Consider the following 19,944-nt stretch of genomic DNA (forward strand, 5'->3'; position numbering starts at 1 on the left):
TCAGACCCCCTCGGACTGGCGGGCGGCCGCCAGGCGGACCGCGTCCATGATCTTCTCGTAGCCCGTGCAGCGGCACAGGTTGCCCGACAGCGCCTCGCGGATGTCGGCGTCGCTCGGGTTCGGGTTGCGCTCCAGCATCTCGTCGGCGGCGACGAGCAGGCCCGGGGTGCAGAAGCCGCACTGGACGGCGCCGGCATCGATGAACGCCTGCTGGACGGGGCTCAGTCCGGCGCCCTCGCCGGTGTGCGAGCCGGCGCCCTCGGCCTGCCATCCCCTGGCCTCGTCCGGACTCGTGCCGCCGCGGGCGCCCGTCCCGCGGGAGCGCTGCCTCGCGTGGCCGGCCAGGCCCTCGACGGTCACGACGTCCCGGCCCTCGGCCTGGCCGGCCGCGACCAGGCAGGAACACACGGGCACGCCGTCGAGGCGGACCGTGCAGGAACCGCACTCGCCCTGCTCGCAGGCGTTCTTGGAGCCCGGCAGGCCGAGCCGCTCGCGCAGCACGTACAGCAGGGACTCGCCCTCCCAGACGTCGTCGGCCTCCTGCGGGCGTCCGTTGACGGTGAAGTTGACGCGCATCACGCAGCTCCCTCGGTGGCGCGGCGGGCGCCGCGGTACGACTCCCAGGTCCAGGTCAGCGTCCGGCGGGCCAGCACGCCGACCGCGTGCCGGCGGTAGCTCGCGGTGCCCCGGACGTCGTCGATCGGGTTGCAGGCAGCGGAGCACAGGTCCGCGAACCGCTTGGCGACCGACGGGGTGATGATCTTCCCGTTGTCCCAGAAGCCGCCCTCCTCCAGGGCCGCGTTCAGGAACTCCTCGGCGGCCGTGGCCCGCACCGGGGTGGGCGCGGCCGAGCCGATGCCGGTGCGCACGGTCCGGGTCCGCGGGTGCAGGGCGAGACCGAAGGCGCACACGGCGATGACCATGGCGTTGCGGGTGCCGACCTTGGAGTACTGCTGCGGGCCGTCGGCCTTGTCGATGTGTACGGCGCGGATCAGCTCGTCCGGGTGGAGCGCGTTGCGCTTGACGCCCGTGTAGAACGCGTCGACCGGGATGCGCCGGGTGCCTCGGGCCGCCGACTCCACCTCGACCTCCGCGCCGGCCGCGAGCAGGGCGGGGTGGGCGTCGCCGGCGGGCGAGGCCGTGCCGAGGTTGCCGCCGACGCCGCCGCGGTTGCGGATCTGCGGGGAGGCGACCGTGTGCGAGGCGAGCGCGAGGCCCGGCAGCTCGGCACGGAGGTTCTCCATGATCGCGGTGTACGGGACGGAGGCACCCAGCCGCACGGTGTCCTCGCCGACCTCCCACTCGTAGAGGTCGCCGACGCGGCCCAGGTCGAGGAGGTACTCGGGCCTGCGGTGATCGAAGTTGATCTCGACCATCACGTCGGTGCCACCCGCAATCGGCACAGCGGTGGGGTGCTCGGCCTTCGCGGCGAGCGCCTCCTCCCAGCTGGCGGGGCGAAGGAAGTCCATGACCGGCTCTCTTCTTCGTCTCAGTGCTCTTGAGGTCGTGCAGATTGAGCCAATCCGTGTGCGGCGGGCCCGGCTCGTTCATGTGCTGTTCACGCGGAGTGGCCTCAGTACACCGTCCTGTGCTCCGACGGGGTCAGTCACCGAAACCATGAAGGAGTTCGCTGGCCAGCGGGAGCATCTTGTAGATTCGTATGAACGGAGGTCATCGCTCACCTCTCCGTTTTCCCGGAGAAACACAGGTGACGGCGTGGCGGCCCCTGACTCCGGCCGGTGCGGCCCCTCACCGGGCCACTCCACGGTGCCCCTCCAAGATCCATCGTAGGTTTCGAGACAGAAGAACGGCGGCGACGAGATGCGGCTGCGCGCACTGCTGGACACCGACGCGCTGGGCCTGCGGCTGCTCGGCGGCGAGGACGAACTGGACCGCGCGGTGCGCGGGGTCATGACCACCGACCTGCGCGACCCGAGCCGCTACCTCTCCGGCGGCGAGCTGGTGCTCACCGGGCTGGCCTGGCGCCGGGACGCCGCCGACTCCGAGCCGTTCGTACGCCTCCTGGTGCAGGCCGGGGTGGCCGCCCTCGCGGCCGGCGAGGCCGAGCTGGGCGATGTGCCGGACGACCTCGTGCTGGCCTGCGCGAAGCACCGACTGCCGCTGTTCGCCGTGCACGAGTCGGTGGCGTTCGCGACGATCACCGAGCACGTGGTGCGGCAGGTCTCCGGCGAGCGCGCCGGGGACCTGGCGGCCGTCGTGGACCGGCACCGCCGGATGATGACCTCGGGTCCGGCCGGCGGCGGCCCGGACGTCGTCCTGGACCTGCTCGGCTCCGACCTCGACCTGCGCGCCTGGGTGCTCTCCCCCACCGGCCGGATGATCGCCGGCTCCAAGGCGGCGGGCCCGGCGCTGCCCGCCGAGACCTGCGCCCGGCTCGCCGCCGAGCACCTCGCGGCCACCCGCACCGGCCGCCGCGGCCCGCACCGCGTCCACGTGTCCGGCACCGCCTATTCCCTCTTCCCGGTCCGCTCCTCCGCCCGCTCCCCGCAGGCCGCCCGCGATGTCCGCGAGACGGTCCTGTCGGACTGGCTGCTGGCCGTCGAGGCGGACGCCGGCGACTGGCCCGGCGAGCGCCTGGACCTGCTGCAGGGCGTGACCCAGCTGATCGCCGTCGAGCGGGACCGCCGGGACGCGGGCCGCACGGTCCGCCGCCGGCTCGCCCAGGAGGTGCTGGAGCTGGTGCAGACGGGCGCCGCGCCCGCCGAGATCGCCGCCCGGCTCCGGGTGGCGGCCCCGGTGCTGCTCCCCGGGCTCGGGGCGGCTCCGCACTGGCAGGTCGTGGTGGCCCGGGTGGAGTGGGAGGGCGGCGAGGTCGAGGGCGGCCCGGTCGCCCAGTCCCTGCTGGAGGAGGTGCTGGTCGACCCGCTGGCCACCGGCCCCGAGCCCTCCGACCGCATAGCCGTGGCGCACACCGGCGACGAGGCCGTCGCCCTGGTGCCGCTGCCCGCGGTCGCCGCCGAGCACGACGGCTCCGAGACCGGCCTGCTCGCCGACGCCCTGCTGCGGTCGGTGCGCGAGCCGCTGTCGGCCGGCCTGGACGACGACGGCCGGCTCACCCTCGGGGTCAGCGCGGCCGTGCACTCGGCGGAGGGCCTGCGCGGCGCCCTGGAGGAGGCCCGGCACGCCCGCCGGGTGGCCGCCGCCCGCTCCGGCCGTGTCTGCGCGGCCGGCCACCAGGAGCTGGCGTCGCACGTCCTGCTGCTCCCGTTCGTCCCGGACGACGTCCGGCGCGCCTTCACGGCCCGCCTGCTGGACCCGCTGAAGGAGTACGACCGCCGGCACCGGGCCGAGCTGATCCCGACCCTGGAGGCGTTCCTCGACTCCGACGGCTCCTGGACGCGCTGCGCCACCCGTCTGCACCTGCACGTCAACACGCTGCGCTACCGGGTCGGCCGGATCGAGCAGTTGACGGGACGGGACCTGTCCCGCCTGGAGGACAAGCTGGACTTCTTCCTGGCCCTGCGCATGAGCTGAGGTCAGCGGGGCGTGCGGCGGCCGGATGAGGTCACGCCCGCGCCCCACGACTTTGTGAAATCTTTCACCCACCCTCTTGGCCGGGCCCCGCGATTGGTGCTGGAATGCCGCCACCACTCAACAGCTCGATGGCGTGCTCGGGGAGGGCAACGTGGCGCATACCGCCATGTCTGGTAACGGAACCACCGGTGACGATCCGCTCCAGACCGCGGTATGGCGGTTGCGCAGCCGGGCCTGCTGGGCCGACGCGGCGGCTCTGCTGCCCGCCGACCGCCCCGCCCCGGCGCTGCAGCGGGCCGCCCTGCTGGCCGAACGGTGCCTGTACACCGAGCGGGGCTGGGAGGAGGCGGAGGACGCGCTGCGGACGGCGGAGGCGGTGGCGCACAGCGACGAGGAGCGGGGCGCCGCCGCGTGCGAGCGGGGCTATCTGGCGTACGCCGCCACGCTGCTCGGGGTGCGCGACCGGGCCGACGAGGCGCGGGCCGCGCTGGGCCGGGCGGCGGCGCTGATCCCGCCGGGGGGCGGGGGGCGGGCCCTGCTGGACTTCCGGCGGGGGCTGGTGGCCCAGAACCTGGCCGGCGCCCCGCAGGCGGCACGCGCCGCGTTCCGCCGGGCGCACGCCGCCGCCGCGGCGAACGCCGACCCGCTGCTGCTGTCCTTCACCTGGCGCCACCTGGCGGGACTCGCTCTGCGGGAGGGCGAGCTGGCGGAGGCCCGGCACGGCTTCGCCGAGTCCCTGCGGATCAGGGAGGAGTTGGGCTACCTGGTGGGCACGGCGCCGGCGCTGGTCTCCCTGGCCGACACGCAGGAGGAACCGGAGGCGTCTCGGCTGCGCGAGGAGGCCCGCCGTCTGTTCCGGCTGCTGGGCGGTGTGCCGACGTGGCTGGCGCAACAGCTGGCACCGCCCGCGCCGGGGGCGGCGACGGCGTAGGGGACCGTGCTCGCCCGCGCGTCGACGGCTCCGGCCGGCGTCGGCACGCCGACCGCTCCGCTCCGCGCCGGAACGGCCTCCACCGGAGTCACGACCGCTGCGTTCGACAAGGGCACCGCATCGGAGGGACCACCGGACACGCCGCCCGGCGGGCCACCGGGCCGACTGCCGGACGGGCCGCCGGACAGCCCACCGAGAGCGGCGCCCACCAGCAGCGCGTCGACGGCGTCGCCGACGACCCGGTGCCGTGCTCTTCCCGCGCCCCTTCCCGGGGGCACGCCGGCCGCACACCCCGAGGGGCGCGGGGAACCGCGCGACCGGCCACGACGGACCCGCACCCGGCGGACGACCGGTACCCGGACGTTCCCGTCAGCACTCAGCCCGCGCCCGCGACATGCCCGCCCACGAGCCCCCGCACCCGCTCCACGTCGCCGGAGGCCAGCGCGTCCAGCAGGGCGGCGTGCTCCGCCGCGTCGGCGAGCAGCCCGGCCCGTCCCCGCCGCACCGGGGGCCACTGGGCGCGCCGGTGCAGGTCCTCGGCGACACGGACCAGCTGCTCGTTGCCCGACAGGGCGAGCAGGGCCCGGTGGAAGGCCCGGTCGGACTCCGCGTACCCCGCCGGGCAGCCGGCGGCGGCCACCCGTACCGTCTCCTCCGCGAGCGGCCGCAGCTCGGCCCACCGCTCGGCGGGCACCGTACGCGCGAGCCGCAGCATCACCGGCACCTCGATGAGCGCGCGCACCTCCGCCAGCTCGGCCAGCTCCCGCGCGCCCCGCTCTACCACCCGGAAGCCGCGGTTGGGCACGACCTCGACGGCGCCCTCCAGCGCGAGCTGCTGCATGGCCTCCCGTACGGGCGTGGCCGAGACGCCGAAGCGTTCCCCGAGCGCCGGCCCCGAGTAGACCTCACCCGGCTTCAGGTCACCGGTGACCAGCGCCGTGCGCAGCGCGTCCAGGATCTGCCCGCGCACCGAGGAGCGCTGCACCGCGGCCCGGGGCTCCGGGACCGGCCGCTGGCCGTGGGTGTGCTCGCCGCGTGCCGCGCCCGGTACCGCGGGGTCCCGTTCCCGGCCCGGGTCGGCGGCGGCGGCCGGCCGCTGCCGCTGCTGCGCGGGCACGTGGGCGGCGGCCGGCGCGCCCGGGGAGCCCTGCACGCCCTGCTTCACGGCTCCTCCTGGCGGCTTGTCGGCACTTGGGGTCATTAACGACGGGTTGTCGCTTGTCCGTCAAGCACCTTAGGCGCACCGAGCGGCAGTTCAAACTCCGGCAACTCCGGCTAAGGTAAGGCTTACCTGTGCAGCCCAGTCCGCGCTCGCGGACGCGTCCAAGGACCGGTGGTCCCGTCATGCCCGCTGCGGCCTCGCCGCTCACCGCCGCGTACGACCGCCTCGCCACGGCCTTCCCGGGCCTGACCGTGACCGAGCTGGGACCGGACGACCCGGCACCGGCGGGCGCGGGCTGGACCGGCGCCGCCGGGCTCGCCGCGGGCGGCGCGGAGCTGGACGCCTTCCTCGCCTGGGACGCGGACCAGGTGGTGCGGGACTACGGCCGGCCGGCCCGCCCGGACGTCGTCGCGAGTTTCGGCCTGCACCGCTACGCCTGGCCGGCCTGTCTGCTGATCACCGTCCCGTGGTTCCTGCACCGCCGGGTGCCCCGGCTGCCCGTGACGCACGTCTGGTACGACCGCACGGCCGGCCGGATGGCCGTACGGCCCCCCGTCTCCCTCGCCTGCCTGCCGGGCGACCCCGCCGCCGCGCTGCCCGGCACGGTCGTCGTACCGGACGAGGAGGCGCTGCGGGCCGAGGTGCGGGCGGCCGTGGCCGGGCACCTGGAGCCGGTGCTCGGCGCGTTCGGGCCCCGGATGCGGCGGCGGGGGCGCGCGCTGTGGGGCATGGCGACCGACGAGCTGGTGGAGGGCCTGTGGTACGTCGCCGGGCTGTTCGGCCAGCGGGAGGCGGCGCGGGCCGAGCGCGAGCTGGAGCTGCTGCTGCCGGGGACGACCCTGCCGTACGCCGGTGGCGCCGGGTTCCGGACGCTGACCGCGCCGGACGGCTCGACGCTGCCCACCCGGGACCGGGTGAGCTGCTGCATGTTCTACACCGTCCGCCCGGAGGACACCTGCGCCACCTGCCCGCGCACCCGTGACGGCGAGCGGATCGCCAAGCCCACAACGTGCGCGGCGGCCTGAGGGGTGGTCAGGGCAGAAGCACGCCCGTGCGTCCACTAGGATCTTCCGCACATGACCGCCCGCCCTCGGCGCGGTTCCCGGACAGGTGATTCACAACTTCCTCACCCGTCGCGGGAACTTTCCGAGGAACCACCCGTACGGGTAGTCTTATTCGAACTCAACTCCCGCCCCTCAAGCGGCAGTTCGAGCAGAACGCCGTCCTGGGCATCCCCTTGCACCTTATTGGCGGCCTCTTGCCCCGAAACCCCCTGAGGGCCCTCGGGAGTGGGCCACTATGGCGGGCGTTACGCCCTATCCCAATGCAAGGGACCCTGATGAGACTGACCGACATATCGCTGAACTGGTTGCTTCCGGGCGCCGTACTGCTCCTGGGCGTGCTGGCGGCGGTGGCGGTGCTCGCGCGCGGCAAGCGCTCGACCGGGGAGAACGCGAGCGCGGACGACTCGTGGGAGCGCAGCGAGGAGCGCCGCAGGCGCAAGGAGGCCATCTACGGAACGGCCTCCTACGTGCTGCTGTTCTGCTGTGCGGCGGTGGCGGCGGCCCTGTCCTTCCACGGGCTCGTCGGCTTCGGCGAGCAGAACCTCGGGCTGACCGACGGCTGGCAGTACCTGGTGCCGTTCGGCCTGGACGGCGCGGCGATGTTCTGCTCCGTCCTCGCGGTCCGCGAGGCCAGCCACGGTGACGCGGCGCTCGGCTCCCGGATACTCGTCTGGCTGTTCGCCGCGGCGGCGGCCTGGTTCAACTGGGTGCACGCGCCCCGGGGCGCGGGGCACGCCGGTGCGCCGCAGTTCTTCTCCGGCATGTCGCTGTCGGCGGCCGTGCTGTTCGACCGGGCGCTGAAGCAGACCCGCCGGGCCGCGCTGCGCGAGCAGGGCCTGGTGCCGCGTCCGCTGCCGCAGATCCGGATCGTGCGCTGGGTGCGGGCGCCCCGCGAGACCTACAGGGCCTGGTCGCTGATGCTCCTGGAGGGCGTGCGCAGCCTCGACGAGGCCGTCGAGGAGGTCCGCGAGGACAAGCGGCAGAAGGAGGAGACCCGGCAGCGGCGGCGCGACCAGCAGCGTGTGGAGCGCGCCCAGCTGAAGGCGATCAGCCGGGGCCACCGCGGCTTCGTCAGCCGGGGCGCCGGCCGGCAGGTGGAGGTGCAGGCCGTGGAGCGCGGCCCGGCTCCCGCGACCGCGGAGCCTGCCATATCGACCGCGGAGCAGCTGCCCGTCCGCGCACGGCCCTCCCTGCAGCGGGTCCCCAGCGGGAGTGAGCCGGTGACCGTCGACCTCACCGCCGAGGACGACACCATGGCCCTGCCGCGCCTGGACTCCCTGGAGCGCAAGCTGAAGGACCTTGAGCAGCAGTTCGGCTGACGGCCGGACCCGCGGTGCGACCGCGGTACGGGACGGGGGCGTGACCGCGCGGGTCACGCCCCCGTCCCGTGCCGCCGTGCCTCACGCCGCCTCGGCGCCGAGTTCGAACCACACCGACTTGCCCACCTCGTGCGGCCGTACGCCCCAGTCGTCGGCGAGGGACTGCACCAGCAGCAGGCCCCGGCCGTGGGTGTCGTCGTCCGTGTCCGGCACGTGCGGCTCGGGTCTGCGGGCCACGAAGTCCCGTACCTCCACGCGCAGTCCGCCGGGGTCCACGACGGCCGTGAGGACGGCGTCGTCGTCGGTGTGGACGAGCGCGTTGGTGACGAGTTCACTCGTGAGCAGTTCGGCGATCTCCGAGCGGCCCGGTTTGCCCCAGTGCCGCAGCAGTTCGCGCAGCTCCCGGCGGGCCTCCGGCACCGCCCTGAGGTCTGCCCGGCCCAGCTCGCGCCGCAGCCGCCGCGCGTGTTCGGTGATGGTGTCGGTCTCTTCCCCCGTTGTCGCCGAGAAGGCCCCTGCCGCCACGGGACCGCCCCCTCGCGCCTGCCTCTTCATGACCCCCGCCCGCACGCCGCCGGTCCCTGCCCCTCCTGGTCGAACACGTTCACGGGGGGATGCTTGCCCAGCGGGCACCCGGGCAGTCCTGGCGCATGCCCGATGACCGGTGGTTCGGCCATATCCGCACCGCGCCCGGTCCGGCCACCGGACACCGCGGCGGCCGGACCTCGCGCCCACCGGACGCCGCCGGACGCCACGGACGCCCCGGGACACCGGTCCGGCCGCGTCCGGCACCGGATGGCGTCGCGTCGTCACGCCACGTGAAACTGGCCGAAATCCCTCCCCTTAGGGTCTTTCGTTTGGATCAGCCCTGCATGATCCAAACGAGAGGCCCTAGCCTAGGGCCGCGGTACGTTGCGCAGGTTCGAGCGGGCCATCTGGAGCATCCGGCCGACCCCGCCGTCCAGCACGATCTTGGAGGCGGACAGCGCGAACCCGGTGACCATCTCGGCGCTGATCTTCGGCGGGATGGACAGCGCGTTGGGGTCGGTGACGACGTCCACCAGGGCCGGGCCCTTGTGCCGGAAGGCGTCCTTGAGGGCCCCGGCGAGCTGCTTGGGCTTCTCCACGCGCACGCCGTACGCGCCGCAGGCCCGGGCGACGGCGGCGAAGTCGGGGTTGGTGTTGGTGGTGCCGTACGAGGGCAGCCCGGCGACCAGCATCTCCAGCTCCACCATGCCGAGGGAGGAGTTGTTGAACAGCACCACCTTGACCGGCAGGTCGTACTGCACGAGGGTCAGGAAGTCCCCCATCAGCATGGAGAATCCGCCGTCCCCGGCCATGGCGACCACCTGCCGGCGCCGGTCGGTGAACTGGGCGCCGATCGCCATCGGCAGCGCGTTCGCCATCGACCCGTGCGAGAAGGAACCGATGATCCGGCGGCGGCCGTTGGGCGAGACGTACCGGGCGGCCCAGACGTTGCACATGCCGGTGTCCACGGTGAACACGCTGTCCTCGTCGGCGACTTCGTCCAGCACGGCGGCCACGTACTCGGGGTGGATCGGGATGTGCTTGTCGACCTTCCGGGTGTACGCCTTGACCACGCCCTCCAGCGCGTCGGCGTGCCGCTTCAGCATCCGGTCGAGGAAGCGCCGGTCCGTCTTCTCCCTGACGCGCGGGATCAGGCACCGCAGCGTCTCGCGGACGTCACCCCACACGGCCAGGTCGAGCCGGGAGCGGCGGCCGAGCACCTCGGGCCGTACGTCGATCTGCGCGATGCGCACGTCGTCCGGCAGGAAGGCGTTGTACGGGAAGTCGGTGCCGACCAGGATCAGCAGATCGCACTCGTGGGTGGCCTCGTAGGCGGCGCCGTAACCGAGCAGCCCGCTCATGCCCACGTCGTACGGGTTGTCGTACTGGATGAACTCCTTGCCGCGCAGCGCGTGCCCGACCGGCGACTTGATCTTCCCGGCGAACTCCATGACCTCGGCGTGGGCGCCGGCCGTGCCGCGGCCGCAGAACAGGGTGACCCTGCCGGCCGCGTCGATCATGTCCACGAGCGCGTCGATCTCGGCGTCGCCCGGCCGCACGGTGGGCCGGGAGGCGACGAGCGCGCTCTGCGCGGGCTCCTTGGGGGCCGGTTCGCCGGCGATGTCGCCGGGCAGGGCCACCACGCTCACCCCGCTGCGGCCCACCGCGTGCTGGACGGCGGTCTGCAGCAGCCGGGGCATCTGCTTGGGGCTGGAGATCAGCTCGCAGTAGTGGCTGCACTCCTGGAACAGCCGTTCCGGATGGGTCTCCTGGAAGTAGCCCAGGCCGATCTCGCTCGACGGGATGTGCGAGGCGAGGGCCAGCACCGGGGCCATCGAGCGGTGGGCGTCGTACAGGCCGTTGATCAGGTGCAGGTTGCCCGGGCCGCAGGAGCCGGCACAGGCGGCCAGCTTCCCGGTGATCTGGGCCTCGGCGCCGGCGGCGAAGGCGGCGGACTCCTCGTGGCGCACGTGGATCCAGTCGATGGCGGCGTTGCGGCGGACGGCGTCCACGACCGGGTTGAGGCTGTCGCCGACGACGCCGTACAGGCGCCGCACCCCGGCGCGGACGAGGATGTCGACGAACTGCTCGGCGACGTTCTGTTTGGCCATGGCGCGCGTCAGCCCCTTCGCTGTCCCGGGATACGGCCCTGCCGTTCCATCAATCCACAGGGGCGGGGGTTACGCCTCCCACACGGCCGCCGCCGTACGGTCGTCGGCGTAGCCCTTCACCCGTACCTGGGCGTCGGCGAGGAAGGCGGCGAGGCCCGGCGGGGTACGGCCCGACCAGCGACGGGCCAGGTAGGCGCAGAGGGCGGGCTCGTCGCGCAGCGGGCCGGCCAGGCCCGCCGTGCACATCACCAGCGCGTCACCCGGGCGGGCTACCGAGGCCCGGAACCGGAACGGTTCGCGGGGCGGCTCCGGGTCCGGCACCGCGGGCTCGAACGCACTCGGCGGGGCCGGCAGGCCGAGGTCCCTCGTCAGCCGGTCGCCCTCGGGCGTCCGCTCGGGCGGCGAGCCGGGGCCGCTGACGGGTGCGCCGGCGTCCTCGGGCGCGACCCGCGGCTCGATGTCCTGCCAGGCGTCGTCCCGCAGCCGGAACAGCCCGCCGTCCCCGACGCCGAAGAAGACGCGGGTACGGCAGTCCGGGTCGGCGGGCAGCAGCAGACAGCGCAGGCTCGCCGTGTACTGCTCGGGGTCCAGGCCCTGTTCGGCGGCGCTCGCGCGGAGCCTGCCGAGACTGCGGTCGGTCAGCCGGTGCAGCCCCGACTTCAGGTCGCCGCGCCGGGCCGCGCGGATGTCCGCCACGAGCCGCTGGTGGCTGTGGCCCACGGCCCGCCCGATCCAGCGGCACGCCTCGGCCGCCGCCAGGTGCGCAACCGGCGCCGACCGGGCCCCGGTGGCCATCGCGACCAGGACCAGCGCCTGCTCCCCGGTCCCGAACCGCGCGGTGAGCAGCGCGTCCCGGCGCGGCTCGCCCCGGTAGCGGGCCGAGTCCCCGCGCAGCGACACGGCCCGCAGGGTGCAGGCGCCGTACCGGGCGCCGTCCAGCACGGTGTCCGCGACCAGTTCCCCGAGCCCGTCCGGCTCGGCGAGCGGAAGCGCGGTGGGCTCGGGGTCGTAGGTGGGGGGACCGGAGCCGACGTAGTCGACGGAAGGGGGTGGGGTGCTCTGCGGTGCGGGAGTGCTCCCCGGTGGCGGAGTGCTCTCCACGGGCGGGGCGGGGCCGGCCGGTGGCGGCGGGGCGGTCCGCTGGGGCGGCACCGGCGTCTTCGCGGGTGCCGGTGCCGGAGGTGCCGGCTCGGCCGGTCCGGGATCGACCGGTACCGCGTCGGCCGGTTCCCGGTCCGCCGGGCCGGGGTCCACCGTGGCCGCCGGCCGTCCCCCCACCGCGTTCCGCGCCGAGGCGAAACGGTCGTCCAGGGAGTCGGGCGCCGCCGTGGGGCCCGTGTCCTCGGTGCGGTCGTCGTACAGCTGCCCCCACCAGTCGTCGTCGTGACGGGCGGGAGTTCCCCCCTGCTGGCTCATGCCCCTGATTGTCCACCGCGCGGGCGGCCGGAAAACGGGACACGGGGAAAATGCGGTGCATCGCGCCCGTCGAACGGCGTGTCGAGTGAGCGGCTGAACTGCCGTACGAGCGACGGCTGGTGGCCGCCGGGCGGCCCCACCCCCCACGGGAGGACCGCCCGGCGGCGTCCGGACCCACCTTGGCAGAGTCCCCACCGGTACGGCGATGATGTCCGGCGGCGGGTTCGCGCCGTGGCCGGTTTCCGCCACGCCGTTCGCTTCCGTCGGTCGGTGTGCACAGGGAGGGACGCGGGGCGATGCTGGCAGCGATTGGACTGGACGAGACGCACGAGGCGGCGTACCGGGCGCTGGTGTCCGTGGGCGCGGCCGACGTCACCGATCTGGCGCGCCGCCTGGCGCTGGCCGAGCACGACACCGAGCGGGCGCTGCGCCGGCTGGAACGGCAGGGTCTCGCGGCCCAGTCCTCGGCGAGGCCGGGCCGCTGGGTGGCGGCGCCGCCCGGGGTGGCACTGGGCGCGCTGCTCACCCGGCAGCGGCACGAGCTGGAGAAGGCGGAGCTGGCGGCGGCGCTGCTCGCGCAGGAGTACCGGGCGGAGGCCGCCGAGCCGGCGGTGCACGACCTGGTGGAGGTGGTGACCGGCGCGTCGGCGGTCGCCCAGCGCTTCCTCCAGCTCCAGCTCGGCGCGGCCGAGGAGGTGTGCGCGCTGGTGACCGGCAACCCGGTGGTCGTGTCCGGTATGGAGAACGACGCGGAGGAGCAGGCGGCGGGGCGCGGGGTGCGCTACCGCGTGGTGGTGGAGCGGGCGGTGCTGGACCTGCCGCACGGGCTGACGGAGCTGACGGCGGCGCTCGGCCGGGACGAGCGGGTGCGGGTGGTGGACCGGGTACCGACGAAGCTCGTGGTGGCCGACCGGTCGCTCGCGATGGTGCCGCTGACGTCGAGGACGGCGGAGCCGGCCGCGCTGGTGGTGCACGCCAGCGGGCTGCTGGAGCTGCTCGCCGGGCTGTTCGAGTCGGTGTGGCGGGAGGCGCTGCCGCTGCGGCTGGGCGCCGCCGGGGTGAGCGAGGAGGAGCCGGACGGCCCGGACGCCACCGATCTGGAGGTGCTGTCGCTGCTGCTGGCCGGGCTGACCGACGCGAGCGTCGCCAAACAGCTGGACCTGGGCCTGCGGACGGTGCAGCGCCGGGTGCGGCGCCTGATGGGACTGGCCGGTGTGACGACCCGGCTCCAGCTGGGCTGGCACGCCTGCGAACGCGGCTGGGTGTCCCGCGAAGCCGCCGGCTGACCCCGCTGCCGGCGCGGCCGTTCACCTGCCCGCGGGTCGCGGGCGCGGTGCGGAGCGGGTGACCGGCGCCGCGGTGCGGGCGCGGCCCGTGCGGTCGGAGCCGAGCGGCCCGCGGATCAGCACCCGGTGGACGGTGTCGGCCACGGCGGCCATCCCGGCGTCGTTGAAGTGCAGGTGGTCGCCGGGGTCGTAGGCGGGCAGGATGCGGCCGGGGTCGTCCGGGTCCCGGACGACCGCGTCCGCGTCGGCGACCGCGTCGAAGGCGCCGCCGTCCCGGATGAAGGCGTTCACCCGCTGCCGTACCGCCTCGCCGGCGGCGGTCCAGGCGGAGTACCCGCCGTACGGGGTGAGGGTGACGCCGACGACCCGGACACCGCGCGCGTGGGCGCGGGTCACCACGGTGCGGTAGGCGTCCGCGAACGCGGTGGCGTCCGTCGCCTCCGGGGTGCCCTTGATGTCGTTGATGCCCTCGAAGACGACCAGGACCCGCACCCCGGCCCGGTCCAGCGCGTCCGCGTCCAGGCGGGCGAGGGCGCTCGGTCCGGCGCCGTCGAGCAGCAGGCGGTTGCCGGCGATGCCCGCGTTGAGGACGCCGAACCGCGGCTCGCGCAGCCGCAGGGCGAGCCGGTCGGGCCAGCGGCGGTTGGTGTCGGGGGTGGAGCCGTTGCCGTCGGTGAGCGAGTCCCCGAAGGCGACGACACAGCCGGCGGCGGGCCCGCGGACGTCGACGCCGGTGACGTAGTACCAGCGGCTGGTGGTCGCCGTGTACGCGGAGCCGTCCTCGTCGGCGGCCCGGCCGGCGCCGGCCGGAGCCACATAGCTGGTCTGGAGGGCGGTGCGGTGGTACGTGGCGGGCCCGGAGTTCTCCGGGGTGTACACGGTGACGAGCAGGTCGGCGCCGGCCGGTACGCGCAGCGGCACCGGGTCGGTGACCGCGTCCGCGCCCGGCGGGACGGTCAGCTCCGCGGCACTGCGGAAGGTGGCGGTGCGCAGGGTGCCGGGTACGGCCTCGGGGCCGGCCGCCCGGCTCAGCGCGACGGTGACCGCGCCGAGGCGCAGGGGCGCGGTGCCGAGCCGGTTGCTGAGCCGGACGCGGACCGCGGTGCCGCCGACGCTGAGGTGGACGACGTTGCGGACGGCGGCACCGGGCAGCGCGGCGGCGGTGCCGGAGGGCGCGGTCTCCCAGCTGCCGGTCCAGGGCGGCGGGGCCGGTTCGGCGACGGCCGGTGCCGTCAGTCCCGGCAGCAGTGCCGGGAGGAGGACCGCGAGGACCCGTACGACCTTGGCCATGTGTGTCCGCCCTTCCCCGTCGGCCGTCGGAGGCGACCGTGCCACACGGGCGGCCCGCGCCGCCGGAGCATCGACGGCGGTCCACCCGCTCGGCGCAACGGGGGCACCGGGGAGCGACGGGGCGGGAGGCACCGGGGCCGGGGCGTGGCGGGTGGGGTGGCGGGCGGCGCGTCAGGGGAGCACGCCCTCCAGGGTGAGCAGCCGGACCTTGCGTTCGAGTCCTCCCGCGTACCCGGTCATCGATCCGTTCGCGCCGATCACCCGGTGGCAAGGGCGCACGATGAGCAGCGGGTTGGCGCCGATCGCCCCGCCGACGGCGCGAACGGCCGCGCGGGGCGCGCCGATCCGGGCGGCGATCTCGCCGTAGGTGGCGGTGGCTCCGTACGGCAGCTCGTCCAGGGCGGCCCAGACCCGCTGCCGGAACTCGGTGCCCGCCGCCCGCAACGGCAGCCGGAACTCCTTGAGTTCCCCGGCGAAGTAGGCGGCGAGCTGGCCGGCGGCGGCGCGGAACGGCCCGGGGTCGTGCCGCCAGCCGTCCTGGACGGTCCGGCCGCCCTTCTGTCCGGGCACGGACAGGGAGGTGAGCGCGCCGTCCGCGTCGGCGGTGAGCAGCAGCCGCCCGACGGGGGTGTCCAGGTGGGTGCAGTAGACGGTGGTCATCGCGGCGGTCCTCGGGTCGGCGGTGGTCGGGGTGCGGGCGGACAGGACGGTTCCGGGGCCGGCGGTCACCGGACCGGCTCCCCCGCCACCAGCAGGTGCCGGACGGCGTACGACCGCCAGGGCCGCCAGGTGCCGGGGACGGCGGCGCCGGGCGGGGCCACGTCGGGATCGCCGAGCGCGCGGACGCGCAGGGTGGCGACGGTGGCCGGGTCCATGCCGGGCAGGGCGAGCAGGGCCTCCTCGGCGTCGTGCCGGTCGGCGCCCGGGTCCAGTCGTACGGTGCCGTCGGCGAGGGCGGCGGCGAGCGCGCCCAGCGGTCCGCCGGGTTCGGCCTCGGCGAGGACGGCGGGCTCCGGGAAGAGATGGGTCAGGCCGCCGTGGGGCGCGTCGAGCACCTTGCCGTACCGGCGCACCAGTTCCGCGGCGCGGTGGCGGCCGGCCAGGGCGCGTACGGCGGGTTCCAGCGGGTCCACGGCGCCGGGCGAGCGCAGTCCGGGCCGGGCGGCGACCAGCGGGGCGAGCCGGCGGTCGGCGCCGAGCCGTTCGTCGACGGCGTACGGGTCGGCGTCCAGGTCGAGCAGCCGGCGCAGCCGCTGCACGGCGGTGGTGAGGTCCCGGGGGTCGGTGAGGTGCAGCCGGGCGTCGAGCCAGCCGCCCGGACGGGTGCCGGTGCCGGTCCGCGCGGTGCGGACGCGTTCCTGGACGGCGGCGAGGCCGGTGCCGTACGGCAGGCGCAGGGTGCGCCGGTAGGTGCGGGCGCCGGGGGCGCCGGTGACCTCCTCGACGCCCGGTACGGCCTCCCGCGCGAGCTGGTCGAAGACGGCGGCGGACTGGTAGGGGCCGCGGTGGGCGAGCCGGAGCGGGATGCCGGTGCCGGGTGCGGCCCGGCGGGCGGCGCGGTCGCGGGGTGCGGCGGCCCGCACCCCGGTGGGGGTCGCGGCGTACACCTCCCGGATGGTGTCGTTGAACTGCCGCACGCTGGCGAACCCGGACGCGAACGCGATCTCGGTGACCGGCAGGTCGGTGGTCTGGAGCAGCACCCGCGCGGTGTGCGCCCGCTGGGCCCGGGCGAGCGCCACGGGCCCGGCGCCCAGCTCCGCGGTGAGCTGCCGCTGGACCTGCCGGGCGCTGTAGCCGAGCCGCGCGGCGAGCCCGGCGACGCCCTCGCGGTCCACGACGCCGTCGGCGATCAGCCGCATGGCCCGGCCGACGACGTCCGCGCGGACGTTCCACTCGGCCGAGCCCGGCACGGCGTCCGGCCGGCACCGCCGGCAGGCCCGGAACCCGGAGCCCTGCGCGGCGGCGGCCGTCGCGAAGAACCGCACGTTGTGCCGTTTCGGCGTCACGGCCGGGCAGCTGGGCCGGCAGTAGATGCCGGTGGTCTCGACGGCGAAGAAGAACACGCCGTCGAACCGCCCGTCCCGGCTCCGCACCGCCTCGTACCTGCTGTCTTCGTCCTTCACGCGGTCCAGTGTGGAACGCGCGGGAGGGCGGGGCCAGCGGAAATCGGACATGGAGCTGACGGGCGCGGCCGGGGCGTGCCTACGTCCACCGCCCCCGCTTCGCCTCCATCGCCGCCCTGCCCTCGGCCCCCTTCCGCCTCCACTCCCGGCGCAGCTCCGCGCGGACCCTGGCGTCCGTCTTCGCCACGATCCACTGGTTCTCCCGCAGCAGCTTCCGGTAGCTCTCCAGCCGCCGCTGCGGCAGTTCGCCGTTCTCCACGGCGGACAGCACAGCGCAGCCCGGCTCGGACTCGTGGGCGCAGTCGTGGAACCGGCACCGCTCGGCCAGTTCCTCGATCTCGGTGAACACCTGTCCGACGCCGGTCTCCGCGTCGAACAGGCCGACGCCCCGCAGCCCGGGTGTGTCGATGAGCACCCCGCCGCAGGGCAGGGCGAGCAGGTTGCGGGTGGTCGTGGTGTGCCGTCCCTTGCCGTCGACGTCGCGGGCCGCCCGCACGTCCATGACCTCGGCGCCGACGAGCGCGTTGGCGAGGGTGGACTTGCCCGCGCCCGACTGGCCGAGCAGCACGCTCGTACCGGAGCCGACGAGTGCGACGAGCACGTCGAGTCCGTCGCCGTGCAGGGCGCTGACGGTGAGGACGGGGACGCCGGGCGCGCTGGTCTCCACGTCCTGCACGAGGTGGGCGAGGGTGACCGGGTCCGGCACGAGGTCGGCCTTGGTGAGGACGACGACGGGCTGGGCGCCGGACTCCCAGGCGAGGGCGAGGAAGCGCTCGACGCGGCCGAGGTCGAGTTCGACGGCGAGGGACACGGCGACGACGGCGTGGTCGACGTTGGCGGCCAGGATCTGCCCCTCGGACCGCTTGGAGGAGGTGGAGCGGACGAAGGCGGTGCGGCGCGGCAGGTAGGCGCGCACGTACCGGGGGTCGCCGCCGGGGTCGACGGCGACCCAGTCCCCCGTGCACACGACCTTCATCGGGTCGCGGGGCACGACGAACTCGGTGTCGGCGCGGACGGTGCCGTCCGCGGTGACGACGTCGCACTGTCCGCGGTCGACCCGGACGACCCGTCCGGGCAGCAGCCCGTCGGCCTCGAACGGGGCGAACGCCTCGGCCCAGGACGCGTCCCAGCCGTAGGGAGCCAGTGCGGAGGAAGCAGCGGAGGTGGAAGTCAAGGGAGACCCTTCACAAGGGTGGCCCCGGGCAGGCGCGTACGGTGCGCGGTGGGTTCAGCCGGCGGCCACGGAGGTGGACTTGATGAGTTCCTGGATGAGGGCAGCGCCCAGCACAGTGACAGCCATCTGTCGACACCTCCTCGTCTCCGCTCGCGCGTCCGCACACCACCTCGGCGTGCCCGGCAACTGTAGCCCGTGGACGGGCCGGTAGGTCAAAGCGTTTTCCGCACGGCGTTTCCCGCACGGCGTTTTCCGCACGGCGTTTCCCGCACGACCGGGAGGTCCGGGCCGTCGGACGGGGCGCCCCCCGCGCCCGCGGTCAGCCGACCGCGCAGGGCGACCCGTTGAGCGTGAAGCGGTACGGCGTGCGGTTGCCGTCGCTCCAGGAGCCCAGGAAGCCGAAGGACAGGGTGCCGTGCGCGGCGACCGCCTTGTTGTAGTCGGCGGCGGTGGCGGTGACACGGGGGCCGTCCTGGTGCACGGTGGCGTCCCACATCTGGCCGACCCGCTGGCCGTCGCGGAAGGTCCAGGCCACCTCCCAGCCGGTCAGGGCCTGGTCGGTGGTGACGCTGACGGTGGCCTGGAAGCCGTCGGGCCACTGGCTGTCCAGCTCGTAGGCGACCCGGCAGCCGGCCGGGCGGGTGGTGGCGGGGGCGCTCGCCGGGCCCGCGCGGTGGGTGGCGGAGGAGGTGCCCTGGGGTTCGGGGTCGGGTTTCTGCCGGGCGGGCGGGCGCTCGGCGCGGGTCGCGGAGGCCGGGGCGGAGGGGGAGGGGGAGTCCGTGGCGGTGGGGCGGGCCGCGGTGCGGGAGACGCCCGGGTCGGCGGCCGGCCGCCGGTCCTCCTGGGCGGCGGCGGTGCCGTCGCCGGAGCCGCCGAACGGCATCATCGACACACCGAGCGCCAGCGCCGACAGCAGCACCGCGGCGGCGAGGAGTCCGCCGCGCAGCACCCGGCTGCGGCCCGGGCCCTCCTCGCGGTCGTCGGCGTCGGCGCCGCCCGGGCGGCCCGCGCCGAGGCGGACCTCGGTGGCGCGGCGGCGCCGCTCCAGGTAGGCGAGGCCGCCCCACCCGATCACTCCGCCGGCCAGCGCGCCGGGCAGCCCGCCGCCGTGCAGGCGCAGACAGGCGGCGGCCTCGGCGCAGCGCACACAGGTGGCGAGGTGCCGGGAGAGGTCGCCGGGGGTCTCGGCGGTGGGCGAGCGGGTCACCGCGTCCAGCAGGCGGGCGTAGCTGCGGCACTGCGCGTCCAGCGGGGAGTCGAGGTGGGCGCGGTGGCAGCGGTCCCGGAACAGGCCGCGGACCTGGTCGAGTTCACCGGCGACGGTGGCCGGGTCCAGGCCGAGCCGGCGGGCCACGGTGGGCAGCGGGAGCGCCTCCACCTCGGCCAGCCAGAGCAGTGCGGCGTCCGCCTCCTGCATGTCCCGCAGTCCCCGCAGCGCCACCGGCCGCCCGAGCGGCGGCCCGGAGAAGCGGGCCGCGCTCTCGGAGTTGAGCCACAGCCGCAGCTCGGGGTCGAGCTTGTGCCCCTGCCCGCCGGCCTCCCAGGCGGCGGCGGTGGCGCGGACGGCGCTGAGCAGCGCCGGGATCGTCGGCAGCCGTGCGGTGCGGCTGCCGGCGCCGCGCACATGGGTGCTCGCGGCGGCGCGGACCTCACGCATGCCGAGCGTGAACGCCTCGGTGGCCAGCTGATGGGCCGTCAGCGACCCGGAGGTGCACAGGTCCGCGTAGGAGAGCACCGCGTCCCAGCACTCCGAGAACAGCGCGGCCTCGGTGTCGTCCTGAGGGGTCGGCAGGTCGGGCATGGGACTCCTGCATCCACGAGCGAGGGCAACTCACCAAAGGGGAACGGGAGTTGCGGGGAACCCCGCGGCAGGGCACAGAGCCTTTCACGCTTCCGCCACAACTGACAAGCGGCCTGTTCACATCCGGCTACCGACAGTGGCGGCGGGCGCGCGTGCCGCGGTCGGCCCGCGACTCCGGCCTCTGGTACGTACGCGGACGCGGTGGTGCTCACCGGGCCGGACGCGGACCCCGCCGGGATACGGA

The 19,944-nt window shown here is 75.4% G+C and carries 16 protein-coding genes; 5 read left to right on the forward strand and 11 right to left on the reverse strand.

The annotated features are described in order from the left end of the window. Complete coding sequence (locus AB0947_RS00445) at positions 1 to 576, reverse strand: (2Fe-2S)-binding protein (RefSeq protein ID WP_366748060.1); 576 nt, start codon at positions 574 to 576, stop codon at positions 1 to 3. Beyond that, entirely contained in the window at positions 576 to 1,469 is an 894-nt protein-coding gene (locus tag AB0947_RS00450) for an FAD binding domain-containing protein (protein ID WP_366748061.1), read from the reverse strand. Before AB0947_RS00450 ends, AB0947_RS00445 begins: the two co-directional genes overlap by 1 nt. A gap of 352 nt (positions 1,470 to 1,821) precedes the next feature. Here AB0947_RS00450 and AB0947_RS00455 point away from each other — a divergent pair, with 352 nt between their 5' ends. Together AB0947_RS00455 and AB0947_RS00460 are read left to right on the forward strand one after the other, a co-directional pair. Further along, positions 1,822 to 3,495, forward strand: a complete 1,674-nt coding sequence (locus AB0947_RS00455) for a PucR family transcriptional regulator ligand-binding domain-containing protein (protein WP_366748062.1) — start codon at positions 1,822 to 1,824, stop codon at positions 3,493 to 3,495. Positions 3,496 to 3,661: 166 nt separating this feature from the next. Next, positions 3,662 to 4,426 carry a hypothetical protein gene (locus tag AB0947_RS00460; RefSeq protein WP_366748063.1) on the forward strand — a complete coding sequence of 255 codons (765 nt, stop codon included), beginning with the start codon at positions 3,662 to 3,664 and terminating at the stop codon, positions 4,424 to 4,426. A 376-nt stretch (positions 4,427 to 4,802) separates the two neighbouring features. Here AB0947_RS00460 and AB0947_RS00465 read toward each other — a convergent pair whose 3' ends face one another. Continuing rightward, positions 4,803 to 5,591, reverse strand: a complete 789-nt coding sequence (locus tag AB0947_RS00465) for a GntR family transcriptional regulator (RefSeq protein ID WP_366748064.1) — start codon at positions 5,589 to 5,591, stop codon at positions 4,803 to 4,805. A 179-nt stretch (positions 5,592 to 5,770) separates the two neighbouring features. Between AB0947_RS00465 and AB0947_RS00470 the strand changes: the two genes are divergently transcribed. Both AB0947_RS00470 and AB0947_RS00475 read left to right on the forward strand, forming a co-directional pair. After that, a complete protein-coding gene (locus AB0947_RS00470; protein WP_366748065.1) occupies positions 5,771 to 6,613 on the forward strand; it encodes a (2Fe-2S)-binding protein in 843 nt (280 codons plus the stop codon). 314 nt (positions 6,614 to 6,927) lie between these two features. Then, on the forward strand, positions 6,928 to 7,971 hold the full coding sequence (locus tag AB0947_RS00475) for a DUF2637 domain-containing protein (protein ID WP_366748066.1): 1,044 nt from the start codon (positions 6,928 to 6,930) through the stop codon (positions 7,969 to 7,971). Between the two features lie 81 nt (positions 7,972 to 8,052). On the opposite strand, the gene AB0947_RS00480 is transcribed toward AB0947_RS00475, so the two are convergent. The 3 genes from AB0947_RS00480 to AB0947_RS00490 form a co-directional block, all read right to left on the reverse strand. After that, entirely contained in the window at positions 8,053 to 8,496 is a 444-nt protein-coding gene (locus AB0947_RS00480; RefSeq protein WP_366748067.1) for an ATP-binding protein, read from the reverse strand. Positions 8,497 to 8,867: 371 nt separating this feature from the next. Continuing rightward, positions 8,868 to 10,610: a pyruvate dehydrogenase gene (locus AB0947_RS00485; RefSeq protein ID WP_366748068.1), complete on the reverse strand. Its 1,743-nt coding sequence runs from the start codon at positions 10,608 to 10,610 to the stop codon at positions 8,868 to 8,870. A gap of 69 nt (positions 10,611 to 10,679) precedes the next feature. Next, complete coding sequence (locus AB0947_RS00490) at positions 10,680 to 12,026, reverse strand: protein phosphatase 2C domain-containing protein (RefSeq protein ID WP_366748069.1); 1,347 nt, start codon at positions 12,024 to 12,026, stop codon at positions 10,680 to 10,682. A gap of 296 nt (positions 12,027 to 12,322) precedes the next feature. On the opposite strand from AB0947_RS00490, the gene AB0947_RS00495 reads away from it, so the two are divergent. Further along, entirely contained in the window at positions 12,323 to 13,312 is a 990-nt protein-coding gene (locus tag AB0947_RS00495) for a helix-turn-helix domain-containing protein (RefSeq protein ID WP_366748070.1), read from the forward strand. Between the two features lie 21 nt (positions 13,313 to 13,333). Here the strand turns inward: AB0947_RS00495 and AB0947_RS00500 are convergent, their stop codons facing one another. The 5 genes from AB0947_RS00500 to AB0947_RS00520 all read right to left on the reverse strand — a co-directional run bounded on the left by AB0947_RS00500 (position 13,334) and on the right by AB0947_RS00520 (position 19,700). After that, positions 13,334 to 14,602, reverse strand: a complete 1,269-nt coding sequence (locus AB0947_RS00500) for an SGNH/GDSL hydrolase family protein (protein ID WP_366748071.1) — start codon at positions 14,600 to 14,602, stop codon at positions 13,334 to 13,336. 171 nt (positions 14,603 to 14,773) lie between these two features. Beyond that, on the reverse strand, positions 14,774 to 15,262 hold the full coding sequence (locus AB0947_RS00505) for a methylated-DNA--[protein]-cysteine S-methyltransferase (RefSeq protein WP_366748428.1): 489 nt from the start codon (positions 15,260 to 15,262) through the stop codon (positions 14,774 to 14,776). A 65-nt stretch (positions 15,263 to 15,327) separates the two neighbouring features. Continuing rightward, positions 15,328 to 16,776: an AlkA N-terminal domain-containing protein gene (locus AB0947_RS00510; protein WP_366748072.1), complete on the reverse strand. Its 1,449-nt coding sequence runs from the start codon at positions 16,774 to 16,776 to the stop codon at positions 15,328 to 15,330. 28 nt (positions 16,777 to 16,804) lie between these two features. Beyond that, complete coding sequence (rsgA, locus tag AB0947_RS00515; RefSeq protein ID WP_366748073.1) at positions 16,805 to 17,899, reverse strand: ribosome small subunit-dependent GTPase A; 1,095 nt, start codon at positions 17,897 to 17,899, stop codon at positions 16,805 to 16,807. A gap of 319 nt (positions 17,900 to 18,218) precedes the next feature. Next, positions 18,219 to 19,700: a cellulose binding domain-containing protein gene (locus tag AB0947_RS00520; protein ID WP_366748074.1), complete on the reverse strand. Its 1,482-nt coding sequence runs from the start codon at positions 19,698 to 19,700 to the stop codon at positions 18,219 to 18,221. Positions 19,701 to 19,944: the final 244 nt, after the last annotated feature.

Source organism: Streptomyces sp. NPDC047841 (genome assembly GCF_040704085.1).
GTDB lineage: Bacteria > Actinomycetota > Actinomycetes > Streptomycetales > Streptomycetaceae > Streptomyces > Streptomyces argyrophylli.